This window comes from Parendozoicomonas sp. 209JJ7-1 (genome assembly GCF_058147085.1).
In genome coordinates, this window is the sequence record NZ_JBYVJU010000001.1 from 78647 (window position 1) to 93558 (window position 14912).

Here is a 14912-nt window from a genome sequence, read left to right on the forward strand (position 1 = left end):
ACGCAATAAAGGAAAACCATCCTTTGACATATATCAAACCTACGGAGGTAACCCATACCAAGGTGGAATAGCCCCTCCCCCCCGTTATTCATACACTCCCCTTCATCTGACTCATTCCAGGGAACGGTATTTATGAATATGAGCACCCTATCCACCACACTCCGGAGCGGCCTTCAGTCGACCCAGGCCGCCCTGGTTGAGCTGACCCATCAGACGAAAGCAAGGCTGAAAGTGCTGGCCAAAGTCACCACCTACATCGGCCAGCTGTTCAGGACCCATATTCTCAACAGTCCCCTGTTCAAGCTGTTAAGCCAGCGCAGCTGCGTAAACACGGCCACCAATACCCAGGTGAATGCAATAACCGAAGACTTTGTCCGTGTCGCGGCAGAAAAATCCAGGCTGACACGGAAAAACAACAAACTTGCACGGCAGCTCAATCATGCCCAGCAAAGGCAGAAACATATGCAGCACAAGCTGAAAGAACAAAAACAGGTACAAACCGAGCTGAAAACCAGCCAGCAGATACTTGAGCAGAAGTTTAGGGAATCTGATGAAAATGTTGAAAAAATCAGAGGTGAACTGAAAGAGCTTGATCTTGCCCATAACACCGAACAATGGAATGTGCAGGAAGCGAAAGCCCAGCTGGAAGCGTACAAAGAACGAGCCGAACAGAAGATGTCTGAGCTGGAAAGTGAAGCGGCGCTGCTCTCCAAACAGCAGAAAGACGAGATAGAAATTCAAAGAGCAAAAATCTCTCTAATGGAAGACGAACGCAACCGCCTCAAGGAAGCCCTGGAACTAACTACTACGGAGAAAGAGCTGGGACAACAAGAGTGCCGTGATCTGATATACAGGACACATCTTCAAGAGTCTCACTACCAACATCTTCAGCAGGAATACTACAAACTGCATGAGCAATTCAACAGAGCCAAACAAGCCATCGCCTGTGTGCTTGATCTGCCACAGAACCCGGCATTACCAGAGCCCGCAGAAGAAAAGCAGGATTAATTCTTCACCCAGAAAAACACAAACCCGGCCAAGCGCCGGGTTTGTGCTGTTCAGGCTGGAAATGAATCGGGTCTATTCGCCCTCACCTCTTTCCCGGAACTCTTCTGGCGGAGGAATGATCGCATTATCCAGCTGCTCCCACATTTGATGCAGAGCGCCTTTCTTATTACCCGAGAAATCACGAATGGTGGATGGAATACCGAGAGTCACCCGGTACACATCCATAAAGTGGCTGCGCTGCTTCTGGCTACCAAGGTAACCCCTCAGCTGGTCTATACCCTTCTGTACCGCAACAACACGCAGCTGCCTGTACTTTCGGGGAGTAATCGGAACTTCACCGGCTTTGGCCTCCTTAACACGCTCCACATACTCTTCCTGAAGGGCTTCTGACTTGGCCTGCATCTGCTGCAGAGTTTCCTGAACCGCTTTCTCCATAATATGTTCATACTGCTCACGATCCAGATAGCCTTCTGCCGGATGCTGCTCCGCCATACGTTTCGCGGCTTCTTCTTTAAAGAAATGCACAACACCATCGGTCAGGTGCGGGTGACCATGGACAATATTGTGAATATCCCAATCCTGGGTCCAGTGGGGGTTGTCTTCAACAAACTTGCGCTCTTCCTCAAGCACCTTGATATTGCGATCCCCGGTTTTCTTTTTGGCCACAGCCTCTCTGGACGCCTTCAGTTCCTGATCGGCTTTCAGTTTCGTATCAGCCTCTTCAACTATATTTTCCAGCCGTTCTTTCAGTCCGCCCTCTTCCATAGCCTGGAGAATATTTTTTGCCATAGCCCGGATTTCACTGGGATCACCGGACAGCACAAAAGACTTGGCATCATTAAGCTTGCTAGTGTCACCTGTCATCAGCGCATCAACTACACGTACCTTACGTTGATTCAACAGGCGGAAATGCAGACCAACATCCTGAATTTTCCTTTTCAGGTATTGGGTAGCATCCACAACCCTGGCAGAAACCTTCCGATACCAGTGGGATACTTTACCCTGGATATTATTGTTGGTTAATCTGGTCCAGACCTTGTTATGGACATTTAAAAGGTCTGGCACCCTGTCCCTGATGACTTCCTGTATCCACCCCATCGGTATACCACTCCCTGATTGCTTTACCAGCCTGTCCGGGTTCGTTCACACAACAGCTAGACAACCCAAATTACCCATCACCATAGATAGGGAGAACAGGACAGGCAAATAGGGGGAAAAATACGACGAAAGATGTACTCACCCCATGAATGAGTACCGGGAAACATGGCCCAGTGTCAGCTTTTCTCGACAAAAGTCATGACACAGAACCATGAAAAAACAGCAACATGGAGCAGACTGTCAGAATTTCGAAGACTGAAATCCGGCCCCACCGGCCGTAGCCCCATAAATGGTAAAACCATCCCGGTGGGCCAGCTCCTCACAATAGCCAAAGGCTTCCTTTATAAGGGGCCGGTATTTCAGAAAACTATTGGCGACGATACGCAGCTGCCCGCCCTTGACCAGATGCTCCCTGCACTGGCTCAGAAAACTTTCAGTCACGTCATAACGGGTTTTCACCCCTTCATGGAAGGGAGGATTGGAGATAATCCAGTCATAACGGCCTTTAACCTGGTCCAGGCCATGGCTGGCGATCACTTTGCCTTCAATCTGATTCAGAGCCAGAGTACGCTTGGCAGCTTCCAGAGCCATGGCATCGGTATCCAGCAGGGTCGGTCGGCAACGCTTGTGACGATTGGCCAACCAACCGCCGATCACCCCAGCACCACAGCCAAAATCCAATACCTGCCCCCGAATAACTTCCCGGGACAACGTCTCCAGCAACAACCGGGTTCCCACATCCAGCCGACCATGGCTGAACACGCCCGGAAGGGAAACTATATCCATTTTTGTATCAGCCACCTCCACAGAAAACTGCTCTTCCTTCAAGACTGCATCAGTTATTCGCTTACCCTGGGCTGGCTCCAGGGAAAACAACCCGGCATGACAGCCGCTGCCGACAGACTCAACTTCACCCCAGGCCTGAAGCCTCTTTTTCCAGGGTTTAATACCTGTACCATTCTCCCCCACCAGCAGAAGATGTCCCTTCTCAGAAAGTCGGGTACAGAGCATATCCACCATACCCGTAATCAAAGGCCGGCTTTTCTGCAGATAGAGCACAATTATATCGAATGTACCGGCCAGCTTATCCGGAGTGTGGGAGTAACAAACCCGATTTTCAGGCAGGGTTCGCAGAGCATGACTGCTCACTTCCACCACCGTGGTGAAAACACTGAACTCTGACTGTGGATACAGGGCTGACAACTCCGCCAGGCCATTATCAGCCGGGGGCAGTGCCAGCAGTAATCGCGGAGCATCCAGTAACTCACTGTTGCGTAACAGAAGACGGGAAGGGTTTGTCAGGCTGCTCATTATGCATCCGGTCAGAAAAACGGGTTTTATACAACAGTGGTATATATACGTCCACAGGAGGCGCTTTCAATTAAACTCCCCCCCTGCATCAAATAAATGTAAAAAGATTAATAATCTATGTAGAAAGCCCGATGCCCGGAAAACAGACAATCACTATAATGCCCGTGATTTTGTTAATTCAGGATAGATGATCCACATGTCGAAAAGAACAATTGTGGTCGGTATTGCCGGTGCCTCCGCATCCGGAAAAAGCCTGCTGGCAGAAACCCTGATTAAAGAGTTTCCCCGCGAGCACCTGTGCGTTATCTCCGAAGATTCCTATTATCGGGATCAATCTCATCTCACCATGGAAGAGCGCCAGAAAATCAATTACGACCACCCTGAATCCATGGATCATGACCTTCTCCTTCAGCATCTGCAACAGCTGAAAGACGGGAAAGCCATTGAAGTACCGGAATATGATTACGCAGAACATAACCGCAGTCGTAAAACCCGCCGGGTAGAACCTTCCAAGGTAATTATCTTTGAAGGCATACTGCTGTTTGTTAACCCGGCCATCCGTGAAGCTTTTGACCTTCGTTTCTACATGGATACGCCCCTGGATATCTGCCTGACCCGCCGCCTGGAGCGGGATATTGTCAGCAGAGGCCGGGATATGAGTTCCGTAATCAAGCAATATATGGACACGGTTCGCCCCATGTTCCTGCAGTTTATTGAGCCTTCCCGCCAGCACGCCGACCTGATTATTCCCCGGGGCGGCAAAAACCAGATCGCCCTTGACCTGATCAAAACCAAAATTCACTCCCTGGTAAACTGATTTCCAAAGGCCCATATACAGAACCCCTTCTTTACTCTGGCTCAGAACAAAGAAGGGTTCAGACAATATTGATAATGAATAGACGACTGTAGATATTCAGAATCAGGAGCAGTTCAGAATTTCCCTGCACCAGGAGATTTCAAGACAGTTATCACATATTCGTTCGATATGGGGATAAGGGTCCATGACTACGCCAGCCCTACGGGCAAACACAACCTGGGGCACCAGAGCGTAATCAGCAAGGGTCATAGTTTCACCAAAACAGAAGGTTCCGGTCCGGGCCTGGTGGGCCAGCCGGTATTCAAGACGACGAAAGACTTTTTTTAAACAGAACAGCGACCACTCCCGGCGCTGTTGCTCATCCAGTTCTGCATGCTGCCCCAGCCATTCTCCTGGCCGACCTTCCTCCCAGGGCAGGACTTCACTGGCAATAACATGGACAAAACTGCGTACTGCTGCTCTCTGTGCCAGATTTTCCGGATAGAGAGGGTTTCTCTGGTCAAAACGACCCAACTCCTCCAGATACTCGACGATGGCCAGGGGCTGATTAACATAGATATCTCCGTGCATCAGTACCGGCATATCATCCATACCTGCCGGGAAACCGGGCTCGGGCTTATCCGTTAAACGGACAACTTCATACTCCTGCCCCCGGGCAGCCAGCGCCAGCTGCACCATAAGAGCTGCAGGAGACCGCGAACCTATACAGAGCTTCATAACCTACCCCCTGTAATATCCACAAAAACCCGTGAATTATCGCACACAACTTTACACTCCCTTCCAATTCCCTGATACTTCCAGCGTATAAATGCCCACGTCTGCCAGCACTTCTGATTATTGCTCCTGTGGCTTGTACACTTTTAGCATCTCTAATCGTTTTTCTTTCGCCTTACAGGCTCAGGCATGCTTATGCGCATTGAAAGTGATATTAAACTCGGTTTTAAAGACGTTCTGTTCCGCCCCAAGCGCTCCACTCTGCGCAGCCGTTCCCAGGTTGACCTGAAGCGCACCTTCCGTTTTATTCATTCCGATCGCGAATGGACCGGCATCCCCGTGATTGCCGCCAACATGGACACTGTCGGCACCTTTGAAATTGCCAAGGCACTGGCCGAACACGGCATGCTCACAGCCCTGCACAAGCACTACACCGAACAGGACTGGAACGCATTCCTGGCTGACGCGGACGAAGAGATCTACAACCGCATCATGATCAGCTCCGGTACCTCCGACAAGGATTTTGCCAAACTGACAGCCCTCCTTGAACGTCATCCCAAGCTGTATTTTATCTGCATTGACGTGGCTAATGGTTACTCCGAACACTTCGTCGACTTTGTCTCCAAAGTCCGTACCACATTCCCTGACAAAGTAATTATTGCCGGCAATGTCGTGACCGGTGAGATGGTTGAAGAACTGCTGCTCGGCGGTGCCGACGTGGTTAAAGTTGGCATTGGCCCCGGCTCTGTATGCACCACCCGGGTAAAAACCGGTGTTGGCTACCCGCAGCTGTCCGCAATCATTGAATGCGCCGATGCGGCCCACGGCCTGAGTGGCCAGATTATCGGTGATGGTGGCTGTACCTCTGCCGGTGACGTTGCCAAAGGTTTTGGCGGTGGCGCAGACTTTATGATGCTGGGTGGCATGCTGGCCGGCCACGATGAGTCCGGCGGTGAAATTATTGAAGAGAACGGCGAAACCTTCAAACTGTTCTACGGCATGAGTTCCTCCACTGCGATGGATAAGCACTCCGGCGGTGTAGCCGGATACCGCGCGTCTGAAGGCAAGACTGTTAAGGCTCCCTACCGCGGCCCGGTAGCAAACACCGTTCAGGATATCCTTGGAGGCGTGCGTTCCACCTGCACCTATGTGGGCGCGGCCCAACTCAAAGAGCTGACCAAGCGCACAACCTTTATCCGCGTACAGGAACAGGAAAACCGTATCTTTAACAGTTAATCTTCCTGCCCGGCTTTATCTGCCGGACAGTGCACGTATTGTTTGGCAGATAAAAACTTTCAGTGGCCAATCCATCAATAAACTGCACTGTTGCCCCGGCCAGTAAAGATTTTCATCAGGCGTTGCATCAGCTGATCCGAAGGGAGCTTCATCTCTTCCAGCTCATACTCGTCCTTCAACAAATCTCACTTATGCCTGCCCAGGAGTTATGCGTCGATAAAAGCGTCAGCTGACTTCTTATAGTCACGTGCTGACTGAATAAGGAATAAAACAAGTGTAAAGATATGATGAGGCCGGTATTTATATACGGCAGCTTTAGGTAATGTTACCTATATTGGCTCTACAGGGCATTGTCTAGTATTCGTACCATAAAGATTTTAAAAGTTACAGGACGTCATCCTCCGGAGGACGAAATGAGCAAATATATTTACCAGACCGTCTATGAGGAATTTACCGGTTTGAAACCCCCTGAACCTACTGATAGCAAACAACGCCGCAAACGTGGTTACGGACACCCATATCGCATGCGATTGAACATGCAGGAAGAAACTGAAACCAGACAGAAAAAACCCGAACGCCGTAACCAGTTTGGCCAGCCAATCAATGGTTCCCGCAAATCAAGAGATGATCAGTCCATACAGGCTGAAAAACATGACAACCGGCAGAAAAACAGAATCCCCAGAGAGCCGGAACTGCCGCCCCGGTTTCATGCCGGAGATACCTATATGCAGGACTCCATGAACGCACTGCCTGCCATGCCCGGCGAACACCCGGCAGAAAGAAGGCGAGCCACAGCCATGCCCAAAGTGACCTACAAGAAGCGTCGCCACTTCAACCTGGATGCGCCCTCCGACAGAGATACTGACTCCTGATTGGCTCCCGGCTAACGCCTGAGGCCCTGCTATGAGGGGCAAGGCCTGTAGACAGATCAGTTTGCTTACATTGCTGATACGTACTTGATCATCACACCCGCGGCAACCGCAGAGCCGATAACACCAGCCACATTCGGACCCATGGCGTGCATCAGCAGGAAGTTGTGAGGATTAGATTCCAGGCCCACCTTGTTGGATACCCGGGCTGCCATAGGTACAGCAGATACACCGGCAGAACCAATCAGCGGGTTGATCTTGGTCTTGCTGAATACGTTCATCAGCTTGGCCATCAGCACGCCCGCAGCAGTACCGATACAGAAAGCCACGATACCCAGGGAAAGAATACCCAGAGTCTCTGCCGCCAGGAACTTATCGGCCACCAGCTTGGAGCCAACGGACAGACCCAGGAAGATAGTCACGATATTGATCAGTGCATTCTGGGCGGTATCGGACAGACGATCCACCACGCCACACTCACGCATCAGGTTACCGAAACAGAACATACCCAACAGAGGCGCGGCGTCCGGCAGCAGGAAGGCCACCAGCAGCAACAGCAACAGCGGGAACATAATCTTCTCTGCTTTGGAGACGTGACGCAGCTGCTTCATCTCGATGGCACGCTCTTTCTCGGTGGTCAGCGCCTTCATGATCGGGGGCTGAATCATGGGAACCAGAGCCATGTAAGAATAAGCCGATACCGCGATGGCACCCAGCAGTTCAGGAGCCAGTACGCTGGACACATAGATGGCCGTCGGACCATCCGCACCACCGATAATACCTATAGCCGCAGCCTGGGCCAGGTTGAAGTCCATCAGACCGGTAGCCGTCAGGCCCACAGCACCCAGAACCGTAGCGAAGATACCAAACTGCGCCGCAGCACCCAGGAACAGAGTACGGGGATTCGCCAGCAGCGGACCAAAGTCGGTCATGGCACCCACACCCATAAAAATCAGCAGCGGTGCGATGCTACTGCCAATAGCTACGGAGTAGAAGCTGTACAGCATACCGTTGCTGTAGTTCAGATCCGCAGCAAGGTTCTCAGCTAACGTCTGAACAGCGGCAGGCGCATTGTGGTATGCAGCCAGCATCTGCTTCACACCTTCATATTCAACTCCCAGAACAACAGCCAGTTGATCCACATGGGCCATATTCTGCAGATTCACCAGCTGCTCAACAGCGCTGAGGGCCAGACCGGCCGCCGGGATATTCGCGAGAATACCGCCAAAGCCGATAGGTACCAGCAGCAGTGGCTCGAAGTTCTTGCGAATCGCCAGGAACAGCAGCAGGAAACCAACGGCAATCATAATTGCCTGGCCGGATGTCAGGTTGTAAATCCCTGACCCCGTCCACAGAGCCATTAACTTATCCATATCAGCCTCCTTACGCCAGGGTCAACAGCTCATCGCCGACAGCCACAGAGTCACCCTCTTTCACGCTGACGCTACCAACAGTACCGGCCTTCATCGCACGGACTTCGGTTTCCATCTTCATGGCTTCGAGAATAACCACCACATCACCGGCCTGGACGTTCTGACCAGGCTGGACATTGACCTTCCAGATATTACCGGCCAGAGGGGCAGGCATAGGGTCACCACCACCGGCAGGAACGGCTGCAGGGGCCGCACCAGCTGCCGCTGTACCTGAAGAGACGGACTTGATACCAGTCACATCACCACCGTCGTTCACCTCAACCACATACTCGCTGCCGCTGACAGTGACGGTGTAAACCTCAGGCTTACCACTGTCCCTGGCGACCAGTTCCTGTCCGGTAGGTACAGGCTCAAAGGCATCGGGGTTACCCCGATTTTCCAGGAACTTGTAACCAATCTGAGGGAACAGAGCGACGGTCAGCACATCATCAATGGCATCGTTAGCCAGAGTGATGCTCTTTTCGGCAGCCTGGGCTTTCACTTCAGCTTCCAGCTTGTCCATTTCTGGCACCAGCAGATCAGCCGGACGACAGGTGACGGGTTCAGCACCATCCAGAACACGGGCCTGCAGCTCGGCGTTCATGGCAGAAGGTGCCGCGCCGTATTCACCTTTCAGGATACCCTGAGTCTCTTTGGAGATAGTCTTGTAACGCTCACCAGTGAGTACGTTCAGCACAGACTGGGTACCGACAATCTGGGAAGTCGGTGTAACCAGAGGGATATAACCCAGATCTTCACGGACACGGGGAATCTCTTTCAGAACCTCGTCAAACTTGTCCGCAGCGCCCTGCTCTTTCAGCTGATTCTCCATATTGGTCAGCATGCCACCGGGCACCTGGGCGACCAGGATACGGGAATCCACACCGCGGAGCGCGCCTTCAAACCTGGCATACTTCTTCCGCACGTCACGGAAGTAGGCAGCCACTTCTTCAATAGCTTCGATATTCAAACCGGTATCACGCTCGGTGCCTTTTAGGGCAGCAACGATGGATTCGGTGGGGGAATGTCCGTAGGTCATGGACATGGAGGAAATCGCAGTATCGACACGGTCAACGCCGGCTTCTACGGCCTTCAGCAGGGTCATGGAAGAGAGACCCGCTGTTGCATGACAATGCAGATGAACTTCCAGATCAGTCTCTTTCTTCAGACGGGAGACCAGCTCGTAAGCGTCGTAGGGGGAGAGGATACCGGCCATATCCTTGATACACAGGGAATCGGCGTCCAGATCTTCAACCTGCTTGGCCAGGCTTACCCAGTTATCCATGGTGTGCACGGGGCTGGTGGTAAAGGAGATAGTACCCTGGGCATGAGCACCCTGCTTCTTCACCGCCTTCATGGCCTGCTGCAGATTGCGGGGATCGTTCATGGCGTCAAACACCCGGAACACATCCATACCGTTGGCCACAGCGCGCTCAACAAAGCGATCTACGACATCGTCCGCATAGTGGCGATAGCCCAGCAGGTTCTGGCCACGGAGCAGCATCTGCTGTCTGGTCTTCGGCATGGCCTTTTTCAGGGCCCGCAGACGCTCCCAGGGGTCTTCACCCAGAAAACGGATACAGCTGTCAAAAGTGGCTCCACCCCAGGTTTCCAGGGACCAGTAGCCAATTTCGTCCAGCTTCTCCGTAATAGGAAGCATATCGTCCAGACGCAGACGGGTGGCAAACAGCGATTGATGGGCATCGCGCAGCACGACATCGGTAATGCCCAGAGGCGCTTTATTAGCGGTCATCCTTTCAATTCCCCCAAGAGATAAAATACAGAAATTGTCCGTTAGCGGCGGGCTCTGTGCTGACGCAAGGCCTCACCAATCACCGCAAGCAGCACAGGATCGGCAGCAGGGTCGGAAACGCCGGGCACAGGAGCGGCAGAACGCCGGGGTGCAGGCTCAGCCTGCTCGGGTACCAGTGCCGGAACAATTTTCGACATTAGACTGGTAGCGAAGACCAGGACGGTAAGAAAAATAAAAACAAAGCCCATGCCGAACATCATCAGCGACAGACCTTCATTCATAAGATCCACTTGGGACATGATTCACCCTGTTATGGTTTTCCTGCTCTGCTGACCGGTTTTTATTCTGGTGAAATAATAAGGTTCAGCTGACAGTCTTTTAGGATTTATTAGGTCATAAGTCCGTGGCCATTTTACCGAAATAGGTGTTTGGCGCAATATTTGCGCTATAAATGCTCCCTATAGTACTTATAAGCAGCCGTAATATCAGACAGATAACTCCTACAAGTATGCCCAGCGTCTTCTGTATCCCTCCCCCTTTTTTACATCGATTTTTTCCGAACAGTACGGCACAGAAATCAGCCATCCCGAATTTGCGCTTCTTATAGGTATGGCATCTGGCATTTCTGTCCGATGGGGCTTAGCATATCGCCCCTGTTCAGCGAATATTCCCAGCTTCAGTGAAAATCACTCTTGCTCCAATGGAAGGTGTGGCCGACTACCTGACCCGGCAACTGCTCACCGAAACCGGTGGCTTTGACCTGTGTGTCACTGAGTTTATCCGTATCACCAACACCCTGTATCCGAATAACGTGTTCTACCGCATGTGCCCGGAGCTGCGCCACGGCAGCCGTACCCGAGCCGGAACGCCTGTGTATGTCCAGCTGATGGGCAACGACCCTGTGCTTCTGGCAGAAAGCGCCTGCAAAGTGGCCAGGCTGGGAGCCCTGGGAGTGGATCTGAACTTTGGCTGTCCATCAAAAACGGTGAATCGCCACAAGGGCGGCGCAACCCTGCTGAATGAACCGGAAACCATTTATTCCGTGGTGAAAGCCGTTCGCGCGCAGGTACCTGCGGATATTCCTGTCACCGCCAAAATGCGCCTGGGATATGATACGCCTGACAATGCCCTGGATATTGCCCTGGGTATTGAAGCGGCCGGTGCCAATGGTCTGACCATTCATGCCCGCACCCGCAAGCAGGGTTATCGTCCGCCGGCCCACTGGGAACGACTGGCCTGTATTCAGGAACAGCTCGCTATTCCCCTCACAGCTAACGGGGAAATCTGGACTCTGGAAGACTACCATCGCTGCCGGGAAGCCAGCGGCTGCGATGATGTGATGATTGGTCGCGGAGCTGTAGCCCGGCCCATGCTGGCCCGGCAGATTAAGTCAACAACATCAAACCTTTCTTTCCCTGCCGGAAATGACTGGTCCCATACCCAGAAAATACTGGAAACCTTTGCCGAACTGGTGATCAGCCTGGAAGATGGTGAACCCCTCCTTTATGGTATCCATAATCCCCAGCGCTATCTGCCAGACCGTATCAAGCAGTGGCTGGGGCTGATTAGCAAAAGCCACGAACAGGCGGCGACCCTGTTTCATACGGTGAAACGCCATAAATGTGTTCATACGATATTATCTGAATTAAAAAAAGCGGCCTGACGGCCCCGCAGGAATACCTGAAAGAAAAGCTATGCCCGAATCGATGATTCACTCCGCTGCCGTTCGCTGGGACGACGATGGACAGCCACTGTCTGAAGAGTTTGATGATGTGTACTTCTCCCGCATTAACGGGATGGAAGAGAGCCGTTATGTTTTCCTGGACAATAATGATCTGCCAACACGTTTTGCGGCACTGCCTGACCATGGCGTGTTTACCATCGGGGAAACCGGATTTGGCTCCGGTCTGAACTTTTTGATGGCATGGCAGTGCTTTCTGAAGCATGCTCCGGCAACGGCCCGACTGCACTTTGCTTCTGTAGAGAAATATCCGATGACAGAAGCTGATTTTCAAAAGGCTCTGGCACTATGGCCGGATATTACTGAGCTCAGCCAGGAAGTAATCCAGGTTTATCCCGGAGAAGTGCCAGGCTTTCATCGGCGCAGCTTTGCCAAAGGCCGGGTACAACTGACTCTGGTGATTGATGATGTTCTCAATGCCCTGCCCCGCTTCACCGGCCCGATTGACGCCTGGTTTCTGGATGGCTTTACCCCATCCCGTAACCCGGAAATGTGGCAACCGGAGCTGTTCCAGGCCATGGCCGCGACATCATCTTTCGATGCCACCTGGTCCACATTTACCGTGGCACGTATTGTCAGGCAGGGCCTGGAAGCCGCAGGATTTCCCTACATCCGGGTACCCGGATATGGCAAAAAGCGGGAAATGATTCGGGGAACAGTAAAAACCACCAGCCCTACCCTGAATAAACCCTGGCTGCAACAGGTGACGACTCAAGATACACGACAAGCCATTATTATTGGCGCGGGGCTGGCCGGCGCTTCCACCGCCCGGGCTCTGGCAGAACGGGACTGGCAGGTCACTGTACTCGATAGGCGGAGCGATCCCGCTGGCGGAGCTTCAGGCAACCCCCAGGGCATGCTGTATACCCGACTATCCGCCCATGATATGCCACTTACCCAACTGGTGTTACAAGGCTATCGCCATACTATTGCCCAGTTATCAAAGGTACCCGATAATCTTTACGCTCTTTGCGGTATTATCCAACTTCCCGATTCTGAGAAAGAACGTCAGCGCCAGAATGAACTGACAGGCAATGGCCGTTTTCGCAGCATTCTTGACCTCAAAGGGGATAAAGAACTCTCTGAACTTGCCAGACTCACCATCAACAGTGACGGACTCCATTTCCACGACAGCGGATGGGTGAATCCCCCCGGGCTGGTGAACTGGCTGCTGGATCATAAGAACATTCATTTTCAGGGCAACAGCCAGGTTCAGTCTCTGGTACATGGCCAGTACCACTGGCAGATCCATATAAAAGACAGTGCCACCTTAACCAGCCCGGTAGTTGTAATAGCCTGTGGCCATCAGGCCAGTGAACTACAACAGACAGAACATCTGCCCCTGAAAGCGATTCGAGGACAGGTCACCGTGGTACCAGCCACAGAGTCCAGCCGGAAACTCTCCCAGGTTCTCTGTGAAGAAGGCTATATCGCCCCGGCAGCCAATGATGTTCACACCCTTGGTGCCACCTTCCATTTTAATGACCCGGAAGAACAGTGCCGGCCAGCGGACCATCAGAGCAACCTGGACACCATTGCCAGCTTCGCCCCCAGCGTGGCCAGCGCCCTGAACTTTGACCAGCTCAAACCGGAAAATCTGACCGGTCGAGCCGGCTTCCGCTGTACCACGCCGGATTACCTGCCGGTAATAGGACCGGTACTGGATAATGAAGCTTTCCGGGAAACTTTCGCAGACCTGGCCAAAAACGCCCGCAAGCCCATTGATCATCCTGTTCCATGGTATACAGGGCTGTATATCAATGCCGGCCACGGCTCCCGGGGACTGATTACCTGCCCTTTGTCCGGGGAGATTCTGGCCAGCCAGATTTGCGGGGAACTGGCTCCAGTCGGAGCGGACCTGCTGGCAGAGCTTCATCCCGGACGTTTTCCGGCGAGAGCATTGATAAAGGGAAAAAAAAGTAAGAAGCCAAAGACTGAGACCAAAGCCTGACAGGCTTAAACTTATTAAACCCGCAGTTCATTAAACCTGCAGTTCATTAAACCATAGTGCAATACCGGTTTTCGCTGCTGATCTCTACTCTTGAATCCAGTGCAACCAGAGAGCAAGAGATCGAACATGGCAATTTCACATCAAAGCAAATTCACCTGCTCCGGCTGGAGCAAACTGACCACCGCCTGCTCCTCCGCTCTGCACAAGCTGCCATCAGCCCGGCACAGCTGGAGTGCTGCCCAGACAACCGCCGTTCAGGTAAACGAAGCGGCTATCCAGTCAACCTCAATAAAAAACATTGAAACAGGTGCTCAAATAAGCCCGGTCTGGCGCTTTGCTGGAGTTTCTGCCCCCCGCCAGCCAGGTTTGATTTAGATGGGACAGCTGGCCCCTGTCCCTTTCAAGCCGCAGTAACCACCCGGATTTCGGGCCAGATACTGCTGGTGATAGTTTTCTCCGTAATAGAACATGCTGAGTGGTGCGATTTCCGTGGTAATCTCCTGAAAGCCCTGTTCTCTTAAGGCGGGCTGAAACGCTGCCAGGCTTTCCCTTGCCTGCTCCAGCTGGGTATCAGTCGTCGTGTAGATCGCAGAACGGTACTGGCTGCCAATATCATTCCCCTGCCGCATACCTTCCGTAGGGTTATGCTGTTCCCAGAATAAGGCAAGAAGCTGCTTGAAAGAAATTTCTGCAGGCTCATAAATCACCCGCACTACTTCCGTATGACCAGTCTGCCCGGTACATACCTGCTGGTAAGTAGGATTTGCCGTATAGCCACCGGCATAGCCGACAGCGGTCACATACACGCCGGGCCGTTGCCAGAACAACCTCTCAGCTCCCCAGAAACAGCCCATACCAAAAACAACTTCTTCCATATTCTCGGGCCAGGGAGGCAGAAGTGAGTGATGGAAGATCACATGGGGTTCTGTCACCGCCATGGGTTCCGGTGAACCTTCCAGCGCCTCATCGGTGCTTATCATACGTGTTAAACCAGCCATAACA

General features: G+C 52.4%; 14 protein-coding genes. 7 read left to right on the plus strand and 7 right to left on the minus strand.

Annotation, left to right across the window (positions count from 1 at the left end):
* Nucleotides 1-132: 132 nt before the first annotated feature.
* A complete protein-coding gene (locus ACY2RQ_RS00350) occupies nucleotides 133-1008 on the plus strand; it encodes a hypothetical protein (RefSeq protein WP_490110955.1) in 876 nt (291 codons plus the stop codon).
* A gap of 72 nt (nucleotides 1009-1080) precedes the next feature.
* Here ACY2RQ_RS00350 and ACY2RQ_RS00355 read toward each other — a convergent pair whose 3' ends face one another.
* Together ACY2RQ_RS00355 and ACY2RQ_RS00360 are read right to left on the minus strand one after the other, a co-directional pair.
* On the minus strand, nucleotides 1081-2106 hold the full coding sequence (locus tag ACY2RQ_RS00355; RefSeq protein WP_490110956.1) for a hypothetical protein: 1026 nt from the start codon (nucleotides 2104-2106) through the stop codon (nucleotides 1081-1083).
* 240 nt (nucleotides 2107-2346) lie between these two features.
* Nucleotides 2347-3417, minus strand: a complete 1071-nt coding sequence (locus tag ACY2RQ_RS00360) for a methyltransferase (RefSeq protein ID WP_490110957.1) — start codon at nucleotides 3415-3417, stop codon at nucleotides 2347-2349.
* A gap of 196 nt (nucleotides 3418-3613) precedes the next feature.
* Between ACY2RQ_RS00360 and udk the strand changes: the two genes are divergently transcribed.
* Entirely contained in the window at nucleotides 3614-4234 is a 621-nt protein-coding gene (udk, locus tag ACY2RQ_RS00365; protein WP_490110958.1) for a uridine kinase, read from the plus strand.
* A 102-nt stretch (nucleotides 4235-4336) separates the two neighbouring features.
* Here udk and ACY2RQ_RS00370 read toward each other — a convergent pair whose 3' ends face one another.
* Nucleotides 4337-4951, minus strand: coding sequence for a glutathione S-transferase C-terminal domain-containing protein (locus ACY2RQ_RS00370; RefSeq protein WP_490110959.1), 615 nt, complete (start codon nucleotides 4949-4951; stop codon nucleotides 4337-4339).
* 192 nt (nucleotides 4952-5143) lie between these two features.
* Here ACY2RQ_RS00370 and ACY2RQ_RS00375 point away from each other — a divergent pair, with 192 nt between their 5' ends.
* On the plus strand, nucleotides 5144-6184 hold the full coding sequence (locus ACY2RQ_RS00375) for a GMP reductase (RefSeq protein WP_490110960.1): 1041 nt from the start codon (nucleotides 5144-5146) through the stop codon (nucleotides 6182-6184).
* Nucleotides 6185-6597: 413 nt separating this feature from the next.
* A complete protein-coding gene (locus ACY2RQ_RS00380; RefSeq protein ID WP_490110961.1) occupies nucleotides 6598-7056 on the plus strand; it encodes a hypothetical protein in 459 nt (152 codons plus the stop codon).
* A gap of 65 nt (nucleotides 7057-7121) precedes the next feature.
* On the opposite strand, the gene ACY2RQ_RS00385 is transcribed toward ACY2RQ_RS00380, so the two are convergent.
* Genes ACY2RQ_RS00385 through ACY2RQ_RS00395 form a run of 3 tightly spaced genes read right to left on the minus strand, consistent with a single transcriptional unit; the run spans nucleotide 7122 to nucleotide 10517 of the window.
* Nucleotides 7122-8426 (minus strand): sodium ion-translocating decarboxylase subunit beta, encoded by a 1305-nt coding sequence (locus ACY2RQ_RS00385; RefSeq protein WP_490110962.1) that lies wholly within the window; start codon nucleotides 8424-8426, stop codon nucleotides 7122-7124.
* Between the two features lie 10 nt (nucleotides 8427-8436).
* Nucleotides 8437-10218: a sodium-extruding oxaloacetate decarboxylase subunit alpha gene (oadA, locus tag ACY2RQ_RS00390; protein ID WP_490110963.1), complete on the minus strand. Its 1782-nt coding sequence runs from the start codon at nucleotides 10216-10218 to the stop codon at nucleotides 8437-8439.
* Nucleotides 10219-10259: 41 nt separating this feature from the next.
* The gene (locus ACY2RQ_RS00395) at nucleotides 10260-10517 is read right to left on the minus strand and encodes an OadG family protein (RefSeq protein WP_490110964.1); all 258 of its coding nucleotides are present in this window, start codon (nucleotides 10515-10517) and stop codon (nucleotides 10260-10262) included.
* 380 nt (nucleotides 10518-10897) lie between these two features.
* Here ACY2RQ_RS00395 and ACY2RQ_RS00400 point away from each other — a divergent pair, with 380 nt between their 5' ends.
* The 3 genes from ACY2RQ_RS00400 to ACY2RQ_RS00410 all read left to right on the plus strand — a co-directional run bounded on the left by ACY2RQ_RS00400 (nucleotide 10898) and on the right by ACY2RQ_RS00410 (nucleotide 14285).
* On the plus strand, nucleotides 10898-11881 hold the full coding sequence (locus tag ACY2RQ_RS00400) for a tRNA-dihydrouridine synthase (protein ID WP_490110965.1): 984 nt from the start codon (nucleotides 10898-10900) through the stop codon (nucleotides 11879-11881).
* A 31-nt stretch (nucleotides 11882-11912) separates the two neighbouring features.
* Complete coding sequence (mnmC, locus tag ACY2RQ_RS00405) at nucleotides 11913-13910, plus strand: bifunctional tRNA (5-methylaminomethyl-2-thiouridine)(34)-methyltransferase MnmC2/FAD-dependent 5-carboxymethylaminomethyl-2-thiouridine(34) oxidoreductase MnmC1 (protein ID WP_490110966.1); 1998 nt, start codon at nucleotides 11913-11915, stop codon at nucleotides 13908-13910.
* Nucleotides 13911-14036: 126 nt separating this feature from the next.
* The gene (locus ACY2RQ_RS00410; protein WP_490110967.1) at nucleotides 14037-14285 is read left to right on the plus strand and encodes a hypothetical protein; all 249 of its coding nucleotides are present in this window, start codon (nucleotides 14037-14039) and stop codon (nucleotides 14283-14285) included.
* On the opposite strand, the gene msrA is transcribed toward ACY2RQ_RS00410, so the two are convergent.
* Complete coding sequence (gene msrA, locus ACY2RQ_RS00415) at nucleotides 14282-14908, minus strand: peptide-methionine (S)-S-oxide reductase MsrA (protein WP_490110968.1); 627 nt, start codon at nucleotides 14906-14908, stop codon at nucleotides 14282-14284. The two genes, ACY2RQ_RS00410 and msrA, sit on opposite strands and share 4 nt — an antisense overlap.
* Between the last annotated feature and the right edge of the window lie 4 nt (nucleotides 14909-14912).

Bases quoted from the DNA above. Each gene is read 5' to 3' on its own strand.
- ACY2RQ_RS00350 (WP_490110955.1), top strand. From the start codon at position 133: ATGAATATGAGCACCCTATCCACCACACTCCGGAGCGGCCTTCAGTCG.
- ACY2RQ_RS00355 (WP_490110956.1), bottom strand. From the start codon at position 2,106: ATGGGGTGGATACAGGAAGTCATCAGGGACAGGGTGCCAGACCTTTTA.
- ACY2RQ_RS00360 (WP_490110957.1), bottom strand. From the start codon at position 3,417: ATGAGCAGCCTGACAAACCCTTCCCGTCTTCTGTTACGCAACAGTGAG.
- udk (WP_490110958.1), top strand. From the start codon at position 3,614: ATGTCGAAAAGAACAATTGTGGTCGGTATTGCCGGTGCCTCCGCATCC.
- ACY2RQ_RS00370 (WP_490110959.1), bottom strand. From the start codon at position 4,951: ATGAAGCTCTGTATAGGTTCGCGGTCTCCTGCAGCTCTTATGGTGCAG.
- ACY2RQ_RS00375 (WP_490110960.1), top strand. From the start codon at position 5,144: ATGCGCATTGAAAGTGATATTAAACTCGGTTTTAAAGACGTTCTGTTC.
- ACY2RQ_RS00380 (WP_490110961.1), top strand. From the start codon at position 6,598: ATGAGCAAATATATTTACCAGACCGTCTATGAGGAATTTACCGGTTTG.
- ACY2RQ_RS00385 (WP_490110962.1), bottom strand. From the start codon at position 8,426: ATGGATAAGTTAATGGCTCTGTGGACGGGGTCAGGGATTTACAACCTG.
- oadA (WP_490110963.1), bottom strand. From the start codon at position 10,218: ATGACCGCTAATAAAGCGCCTCTGGGCATTACCGATGTCGTGCTGCGC.
- ACY2RQ_RS00395 (WP_490110964.1), bottom strand. From the start codon at position 10,517: ATGTCCCAAGTGGATCTTATGAATGAAGGTCTGTCGCTGATGATGTTC.
- mnmC (WP_490110966.1), top strand. From the start codon at position 11,913: ATGCCCGAATCGATGATTCACTCCGCTGCCGTTCGCTGGGACGACGAT.
- ACY2RQ_RS00410 (WP_490110967.1), top strand. From the start codon at position 14,037: ATGGCAATTTCACATCAAAGCAAATTCACCTGCTCCGGCTGGAGCAAA.
- msrA (WP_490110968.1), bottom strand. From the start codon at position 14,908: ATGGCTGGTTTAACACGTATGATAAGCACCGATGAGGCGCTGGAAGGT.